Origin of the sequence: Ruegeria pomeroyi DSS-3, from assembly GCF_000011965.2 — a bacterium.
In the GTDB taxonomy this organism is placed as follows: domain Bacteria; phylum Pseudomonadota; class Alphaproteobacteria; order Rhodobacterales; family Rhodobacteraceae; genus Ruegeria_B; species Ruegeria_B pomeroyi.
This window is the reverse complement of record NC_003911.12, coordinates 3,457,173-3,465,000: the sequence shown is the minus strand read 5'-3', so window position 1 is coordinate 3,465,000 and position 7,828 is coordinate 3,457,173. Positions and strand designations below refer to the sequence as shown.

Annotated in this window: 6 protein-coding genes, 1 tRNA gene and 2 rRNA genes (1 of these 9 running past the window's edge); 4 read left to right on the top strand and 5 right to left on the bottom strand. The window is 58.7% G+C overall.

What is annotated here, in order from left to right:
- The 3 genes from SPO_RS16540 to SPO_RS16530 all read left to right on the top strand — a co-directional run.
- Positions 1-2,612 (top strand): 23S ribosomal RNA (locus SPO_RS16540); it begins 284 nt to the left of the window's first position.
- 205 nt (positions 2,613-2,817) lie between these two features.
- A 5S ribosomal RNA gene (gene rrf, locus SPO_RS16535) occupies positions 2,818-2,932 on the top strand.
- Between the two features lie 43 nt (positions 2,933-2,975).
- Positions 2,976-3,052: transfer RNA gene (locus SPO_RS16530), tRNA-Met, on the top strand.
- Positions 3,053-3,389: 337 nt separating this feature from the next.
- Here the strand turns inward: SPO_RS16530 and SPO_RS16525 are convergent.
- Positions 3,390-3,692, bottom strand: coding sequence for a hypothetical protein (locus SPO_RS16525; protein ID WP_044028690.1), 303 nt, complete (start codon positions 3,690-3,692; stop codon positions 3,390-3,392).
- 155 nt (positions 3,693-3,847) lie between these two features.
- The gene (locus SPO_RS16520; protein WP_011048952.1) at positions 3,848-4,306 is read right to left on the bottom strand and encodes a MarR family winged helix-turn-helix transcriptional regulator; all 459 of its coding nucleotides are present in this window, start codon (positions 4,304-4,306) and stop codon (positions 3,848-3,850) included.
- 114 nt (positions 4,307-4,420) lie between these two features.
- Here SPO_RS16520 and SPO_RS16515 point away from each other — a divergent pair, with 114 nt between their 5' ends.
- The gene (locus SPO_RS16515; RefSeq protein ID WP_044028689.1) at positions 4,421-5,074 is read left to right on the top strand and encodes a glutathione S-transferase family protein; all 654 of its coding nucleotides are present in this window, start codon (positions 4,421-4,423) and stop codon (positions 5,072-5,074) included.
- 122 nt (positions 5,075-5,196) lie between these two features.
- On the opposite strand, the gene SPO_RS16510 is transcribed toward SPO_RS16515, so the two are convergent.
- From SPO_RS16510 to SPO_RS16500, 3 genes are read right to left on the bottom strand one after another with little or no spacing between them, the layout of a single operon-like run.
- A complete protein-coding gene (locus SPO_RS16510) occupies positions 5,197-5,952 on the bottom strand; it encodes a TylF/MycF/NovP-related O-methyltransferase (protein ID WP_044028688.1) in 756 nt (251 codons plus the stop codon).
- A gap of 59 nt (positions 5,953-6,011) precedes the next feature.
- Complete coding sequence (gene trmD / locus SPO_RS16505; RefSeq protein WP_044028687.1) at positions 6,012-6,812, bottom strand: tRNA (guanosine(37)-N1)-methyltransferase TrmD; 801 nt, start codon at positions 6,810-6,812, stop codon at positions 6,012-6,014.
- Positions 6,813-6,853: 41 nt separating this feature from the next.
- Positions 6,854-7,663: a glycoside hydrolase family 25 protein gene (locus tag SPO_RS16500; protein ID WP_011048948.1), complete on the bottom strand. Its 810-nt coding sequence runs from the start codon at positions 7,661-7,663 to the stop codon at positions 6,854-6,856.
- Between the last annotated feature and the right edge of the window lie 165 nt (positions 7,664-7,828).

The window sequence follows — 7,828 nt, the reverse complement described above, 5'->3', positions numbered from 1 at the left end:
GTGGCGAGCGAACGGGGATCAGCCGAGCCTTGAGAATGAGAAGAACATGTTGGGAAGCATGGCCATAGCGGGTGATAGCCCCGTATTCGAAGTTCGATGGGACGTATTAAGTAGGGCGGGACACGTGAAATCCTGTCTGAAGATCGGAGGACCACCTTCGAAGGCTAAGTACTCCTTGCTGACCGATAGCGAACCAGTACCGTGAGGGAAAGGTGAAAAGCACCCCGACGAGGGGAGTGAAACAGTACCTGAAACCGGACGCCTACAAGCAGTCGGAGGGACCTCGAGTCCTGACGGCGTACCTTTTGTATAATGGGTCATCGACTTGGTCTCACGAGCAAGCTTAAGCCGTTAGGTGTAGGCGCAGCGAAAGCGAGTCTTAATAGGGCGTCGAGTTCGTGGGATCAGACCCGAAACCGAGTGATCTAGGCATGGCCAGGTTGAAGGCAAGGTAACACTTGCTGGAGGACCGAACCCACATCCGTTGAAAAGGATCGGGATGAGCTGTGCCTAGGGGTGAAAGGCCAATCAAACTCGGAGATAGCTGGTTCTCCGCGAAATCTATTTAGGTAGAGCGTCATCCGAATACCCCGGGGGGTAGAGCACTGGATGGGTAATGGGGCCCCACAGGCTTACTGATCCTAACCAAACTCCGAATACCCGGGAGTACTAGATGGCAGACACACTGCGGGTGCTAACGCCCGTAGTGGAGAGGGAAACAACCCTGACCTCCAGCTAAGGCCCCCAATTCATGGCTAAGTGGGAAAGCAGGTGGGATGTCCAAAACAACCAGGAGGTTGGCTTAGAAGCAGCCATCCTTTAAAGATAGCGTAACAGCTCACTGGTCTAATCAAGACGTCCTGCGGCGAAGATGTAACGGGGCTCAAGCCATGAGCCGAAGCTGAGGATGCCGTAAGGCATGGTAGCGGAGCGTAGTGTGACATAGTCTCATGTCTCTTTAGCTCATTTGATCTCGACCAATCGCTGAGTGGGTGCAGGCAACTGCCCTCAAGTAGCGAAGCGGTAGGGCATCAAAAATGAGCGTCGGAGACGCGAGGCTTTCGATGAAGCCGGGGCGTGAGCCATCCGGTGGAGAGATCACTAGCGAGAATGATGACATGAGTAGCGACAAAGAGTGTGAGAGACACTCTCGCCGAAAGTCCAAGGGTTCCTGCTTAAAGCTAATCTGAGCAGGGTAAGCCGGCCCCTAAGCCGAGGCCGAAAGGCGTAGGCGATGGGAACTAGGTTAATATTCCTAGGCCAGGAGGATGTGACGGATCACGGATGTAGTTCAGCCTTATCGGATTGGCTGGGCTGCTGAGTGGTCCCTGGAAATAGCCCTCCATCAGACCGTACCCTAAACCGACACAGGTGGACTGGTAGAGAATACCAAGGCGCTTGAGAGAACGATGTTGAAGGAACTCGGCAAAATACCTCCGTAAGTTCGCGAGAAGGAGGCCCGGGTTCAAGGCAACTTGGATCCGGGGGCACAAACCAGGGGGTGGCGACTGTTTATTAAAAACACAGGGCTCTGCGAAGTCGCAAGACGACGTATAGGGTCTGACGCCTGCCCGGTGCCTGAAGGTTAAAAGGAGGGGTGCAAGCTCCGAATTGAAGCCCAGGTAAACGGCGGCCGTAACTATAACGGTCCTAAGGTAGCGAAATTCCTTGTCGGGTAAGTTCCGACCTGCACGAATGGCGTAACGACTTCCCCGCTGTCTCCAACATCGACTCAGCGAAATTGAATTGCCTGTCAAGATGCAGGCTTCCCGCGGTTAGACGGAAAGACCCCGTGCACCTTTACTACAGCTTCGCACTGGCATCAGGATTGTGATGTGCAGGATAGGTGGTAGGCTTTGAAGCAGGAACGCCAGTTCCCGTGGAGCCAACCTTGAGATACCACCCTTCGCACTCTTGATGTCTAACCGCGGTCCGTTATCCGGATCCGGGACCCTGCGTGGCGGGTAGTTTGACTGGGGCGGTCGCCTCCTAAAGCGTAACGGAGGCGCGCGAAGGTTGGCTCAGAGCGGTCGGAAATCGCTCGTTGAGTGCAATGGCAGAAGCCAGCCTGACTGCAAGACTGACAAGTCGAGCAGAGACGAAAGTCGGCCATAGTGATCCGGTGGTCCCGAGTGGAAGGGCCATCGCTCAACGGATAAAAGGTACGCCGGGGATAACAGGCTGATACTGCCCAAGAGTCCATATCGACGGCAGTGTTTGGCACCTCGATGTCGGCTCATCTCATCCTGGGGCTGGAGCAGGTCCCAAGGGTACGGCTGTTCGCCGTTTAAAGAGGTACGTGAGCTGGGTTTAGAACGTCGTGAGACAGTTCGGTCCCTATCTGCCGTGGGTGTAGGATACTTGAGAGGAGTTGCCCCTAGTACGAGAGGACCGGGGTGAACGATCCACTGGTGGACCTGTTGTTGCGCCAGCAGCAGTGCAGGGTAGCTATGATCGGACAGGATAACCGCTGAAGGCATCTAAGCGGGAAGCCCCCCTCAAAACAAGGTATCCCTGAGGGCCGTGGAAGACCACCACGTCAATAGGCCGGAGATGTAAGCGCAGCAATGCGTTCAGTTGACCGGTACTAATCGCCCGATAGGCTTGATCCGATCCAGTAACAGAAAGACTGATCAAATGGCCTCAAGTAGCGCTCCGCGCGCCAGGCCAAATCAAGAACCAAAAGCACCAACTCGACTTGGACAACACCCGATTGATACTCCCGCCCGGACAATACGGGTGGCAACGCGCTTTCCTCCGGAAAACGCTGCCTGCCACCCTCACTGTCCGCAAGGCGGACAGTGAGTATTTATTCGGTTTGGTGGTCATAGCGAGCGCAATACACCCGGTCCCTTCCCGAACCCGGAAGTTAAGTGCCTCCGCGCCAATGGTACTCGGGCTCAAGCCCCGGGAGAGTAGGTCACCGCCAAACCTAATAAATACTCATCTCTCTACAACGATCAAAAAACAACCGGCGCGGGATGGAGCAGCCAGGTAGCTCGTCAGGCTCATAACCTGAAGGTCGCAGGTTCAAATCCTGCTCCCGCAACCAAACTTACGGATCAAGCTCCGCCATCAGCGGGGGCTTTTTTCATTTTTGTCAGCACCCCTGATTGGCCACTTGCTCTCTCCCTGAGGGCAGTCGCGTCTGGGGCGTTGCCCCCCTAACCTATTGCCGCGCCGTCTTGGAGTACCCGGGTTCGCTCCAACCGCAACCCGATCAACGGGACGCCCGCGGCGAGTTCCACGGGGAAGCCATGAGACGCGGATTGCCAGCTTGTCGGGTGGTGCCGATCCGGCTGGTTAACCGCGTCGAAGAGCTTCACTGACCAGGCGGGAGAGCGCTTGAAGGGAGTATTCCCATGAGAGCAAAAACGAAGGCTTCGACGTCAAACGCTGCCGGTGTCTGGATACCGGCGCAGGCGCAACGGTCGGCCTGCGAGCTTGAGGAACAGGATCGATAGCGCGATACCGCCCAGGGCGGGTGCGTGCTGGACCCACCACAGCCCGGGATGCGATCCGACAAAGGCCGTGGCGGTGCTGCGCATCCCTTCAAGCGCAATCAGCCCGGCAAAGGCGGCGATCAGTTGCGGCCAAAGGCCAAAGCGGGAGAACGTGCCCAGCATCAGGGTCGAAAACCCGATCAGGGTGACGGCAACACTGACACCGATCCAGGACAGACGCTCCTGCAATTCTTCGGAAATCTCGCCTCGGGAAGCGGCATCGCCGACCCACCCGAGAGGCAGTTTTGAACGCGGGTAGAGTTGAAGTCGGCAGGCAGATTCACGGAGCCAAAGATTTTCACGCGCGGCGTCGATTGGTGGGTATGAGCCCTTACTCACCGGTGCTACGGGATAGACGAACGTAACTTGTTGGTACTTGCGAGCTTGCCAAGGAGGCGCACCAGCTCGTCAAGTTCGGGTTGGCTGAGTTTTTGCTGAACCGATTTGATCAACATCTCGGCATAGATCGGCCACATCTCTTTACGGGTTTCTATCCCTTTAGGGGTAAGCCTGATGATCTGCCCCCGGCCATCGCCAATGACATCCTCGCGCGTGACGAGGCCAGCCTTGGCGATCCTATCCAGCAGACGCGAGGTTCCATACTGTGGAAGCAATAACCGCTCTTTCAGTTCGTAAGGGCGTATGCCGTCTGCACCGGCTTTTTCAATTTCAAACAACGCATCATACCAACTCAGTTTTGGAAGCCCGTGGGTCTGCAGCTCAGCTTCAATGTCGCCAAGCAAGGCTTGGCCGACTGAGAGAAGTGAGGTCCATGCTCTTGTTGTCTGTTCGCTGGGTGTCATCGTAAGCTAGTATACCCAGATAGATGCGGGTGCATCAACCTTGACGTCTCATCCCCTGACCTCCATATAGATGCAAGTGCATCAACATGGAGACATCAAGTGACCCTTCACCTAATGAGCCACGCTCTCTGTCCTTATGTCCAACGGGCGGCAATCTCGATGCTTGAAAAAGGCGTTTCTTTTGAACGCACTGACATCGACCTTGCAAAAAAGCCCGAGTGGTTTCTCGCAATCTCGCCGCTCGGCAAGACGCCGGTCCTGTTGGACAACCAACAAGCAATATTCGAATCAACTGCGATTTTGGAGTACCTGGAAGATACTCAGTCGCCGCCTCTCCACTCCAAGGCTGCGATAACACGCGCTCAGCACCGCGGATGGATCGAATTCGGCTCGTCCATCCTCAACGACATTGCCGGGCTGTACAATGCTCAGACGGAAGACGCCTTCGACCAGAAAACGGCAGCATTGGAAGCAAAGTTCGCTCAGCTGGAGCGGCAGTTGGGAGAGGGGGCCTTTTTTGCAGGTAACGCGTTTACTCTTGTCGATACCGTTTTTGCGCCGATTTTCAGATACTTCGACACGTTCGATGAAATCGCCGATTTCGGCATCCTGCTGGGCAAGGAGAAGGTGGCGGCGTGGCGCAAGGAGTTGGCAGCGCGACCTTCGGTCAAACAAGCGGTATCCGCAAACTATCCGAGTCTCCTCAGGGTTTTCTTGCTCAACCGCAACTCGCACCTGTCCCAGCTCATGAAGCGCCAACTCAGTTGAGGCTGGAGCAAGACCAAGCACAAAGCTGCCGGTGAGGACCCTTCGGAAACTGGCAGCTTTGCCTTGCGTTGCCGTCCTGCCTTATCCAAGGGCGGAAATGGCCAGACCGGGAACGCCCCGCCTCAATGCTTGATCACCAACCCCTGGCCGGTGGGGATTTCCAGCACCGTATGTCCGCGCGCGGCCATGAAGGCGTTTTCGGCGTGGCGCTGCGCGGCATAGCCGGTCCAGCCGTAATCATCGAACACGATCATGCCGCCCGGCACCACCTTGTCAAACAGCGCCTCAAGCGCCGCAATCTCTGACGCGGCCGAGTTCATGTCGATATGTAACAGCGCGATCCGTTCGGGGCAGGCCTCAGCGAAACTGTCGGGCACCATGCCCTGAACAATCCGTGCATTGGGCACATTGGCAAACCGCTGCTGCACCACTTTCAGGATCGCGTTCGGGTCCTGGGCAATATCCTTTTCATAGACCTGGTTCGAGCGCTTCTCGGAATTCATCGCCTCGGGAATACCCTGATAGGTGTCATACAGGTATAGCGTCTTGTCCGATTTGGCGAAGTCCAGATAGTCGGTCAGGAAAGCGAAACAGAACCCTTTCCACACACCGCATTCGACAAAATCACCGGGCAGATGCATCACGTTCTGCGCCGCCCAAAGCAGCGTATGCAGCCGCCAGGCGATGGAAAGCTCTTGCTGGGTCTGGGCGTTCCGGCGCAGGGTCTCGACGAATTTCTTGTCCTCGCGAAAGCCGCCCGCCCGCTGCAGGCCGATCAGGTTGTCCGAGGCATAGACGGAACCGAACAGCTCTTGCATCGTTTGCAGCGCGGCACGGAAACGGTCACCATTCTCGCCCTGAAGCTTTCCGTAAAACATGTAAAACCTTCTTTCCCGAAATCGCATCCCCCAATCTGCACATCCGGGCACAGGGGCTGTCAATCGTCCTTGGTCGCCTGATGACGTTGCCACAGGTCGGGGCGGCGGCGTCGCGTGATCTCTTCGCTTTGGGCGCGGCGCCATTCGGCCACCTTGCCGTGATGGCCCGACATCAGCACCTCGGGGATGGGGCGGCCCATCCATTCGGCGGGGCGGGTGTATTGCGGATGTTCCAGAAGGCCCGAGGAAAAGCTCTCCTCCTCGGTCGAGGCCTGGTTGCCCAGAACACCGGGCAACAGCCGCACGGTGGCGTCGATCAGTGCCTGCGCCGCGATCTCGCCGCCGGTCATCACGAAATCGCCCAGCGAGACCTCCTGGATGCCGTAATGCTCCAGCACCCGCTCGTCGACGCCCTCGAACCGACCACACAGCAATGTCACCCCGTCGCAGCGCGCCAGCGACTGCATCAGCGCCTGATCCATCGGCCGCCCGCGCGGCGACAGGTAGATCAGCGGCCAGTTGCTGCTGGTGCCCTGCATCGTCGCCTCGATCGCCGCGCCCAGTACATCGGGCCTCAGCACCATGCCCGCGCCGCCGCCCGCCGGGGTGTCGTCAACATTGCGATGCTTGCCCACCCCGAACCGGCGCAGGTCGGTGGTGTGCAGTTGCCACAACCCGTCCTGCAAGGCCTTGCCGGTCAGGCTTTCGCCCAGCACGCCGGGAAAGGCCTGGGGGAACAGGGTGATGATCCGTGCCTGCCAGACGCCGTGCAATTCGGGCGTCGGCGTCATCAACTCGCGCGGTTGCAGCGTCGGGCGAATGGCCTTGCGGCCATGGGAACGGGTGGGTGCGTTGCTCATGGCCGCTGTCATAGGGCAAGGTGCGAGCCGAGGGAAGCGCCTCAGCCGATCTGCCCGGCCTTCCAGCGCAGCCAGATATCGGGGGCGCTGCGGAATACGTTGATGTCCACCTTACCCTCGATCCCGGGCACCAGCCCGGTGCCGGTATATTGCCAGAAGGTCCAATAGGCGCCGGGATAGACCTGGCGCGGATGGCCCGCGACCGAGCGCAGCCAGAACTCGGTATCGCGCAACTGACCGATGCCGGTATCGCGATAGAAATCAACCGTCGTGTAGATGATCGGCCGCCGCCCGTAATGCGCCTCGAGCAGGTCGAGGAACTTGCGCGCCTCGGCCCGCACCTTGGCGCCCTCGGGGCGCAGCGGGCAGGTACGCGAGCGGTGCGTCCACTCCATGTCCAGCACATGCGGCAGGTCGGCGCCGCGCGGCACATGCCGGATGAACCAGCGCGCCTGTTCCTCTGCCGGGCGGCAGAAGTAGTAATAGTGATAGGCCCCCCAGGGGACGCCCGCCGCCTGTGCACCTCGGCGGTGCTCGGCAAATTTGGGGTCGGCGACATCGCCGCCCTCGGTGGCCTTGATAAAGGCGAAGTTCACCCCGGCCGCGCGGGCGGTTGCCCAGTCGATATTGCCCTGCCAGCGCGAGATATCGATCCCGTGGATCGGATAGCTCTGGGGCGCGCGCCCGTCCCAGGGGTGCGGATCGGCATCGCCGAACTTCGGATAGGTGACCAGTTGCGCCAGTTCGGCGCGCATCGGGTCGGGGGCCGGCACCGGCTCGGGTTCGGGCGCGCGGCGGCCGCAGGCGGCCATCAGGGAAAGAAGGACAAATAGCAGGATCAGGGGGCGCATAATGACTCGCTGTGAAACCGGGACTGAAATCGAATCTCTTTCAGAAATTGGCGCGGCGGCGGCCAAAAGCAACCACCCACCGCCCAATTGGCGGAAATCGGCGGGGCCACTGCGAGCCTGTGCGAAAAAGATCGTTGCGAGCCGTTCAATGTCCTTGATCCCCGC

Excerpts from the sequence above, each read along its gene's own strand:
- SPO_RS16500 (WP_011048948.1), bottom strand. The coding sequence starts at position 7,663 with ATGCGCCCCCTGATCCTGCTATTTGTCCTTCTTTCCCTGATGGCCGCC.
- trmD (WP_044028687.1), bottom strand. The coding sequence starts at position 6,812 with ATGAGCAACGCACCCACCCGTTCCCATGGCCGCAAGGCCATTCGCCCG.
- SPO_RS16510 (WP_044028688.1), bottom strand. The coding sequence starts at position 5,952 with ATGTTTTACGGAAAGCTTCAGGGCGAGAATGGTGACCGTTTCCGTGCC.
- SPO_RS16515 (WP_044028689.1), top strand. The coding sequence starts at position 4,421 with ATGAGCCACGCTCTCTGTCCTTATGTCCAACGGGCGGCAATCTCGATG.
- SPO_RS16520 (WP_011048952.1), bottom strand. The coding sequence starts at position 4,306 with ATGACACCCAGCGAACAGACAACAAGAGCATGGACCTCACTTCTCTCA.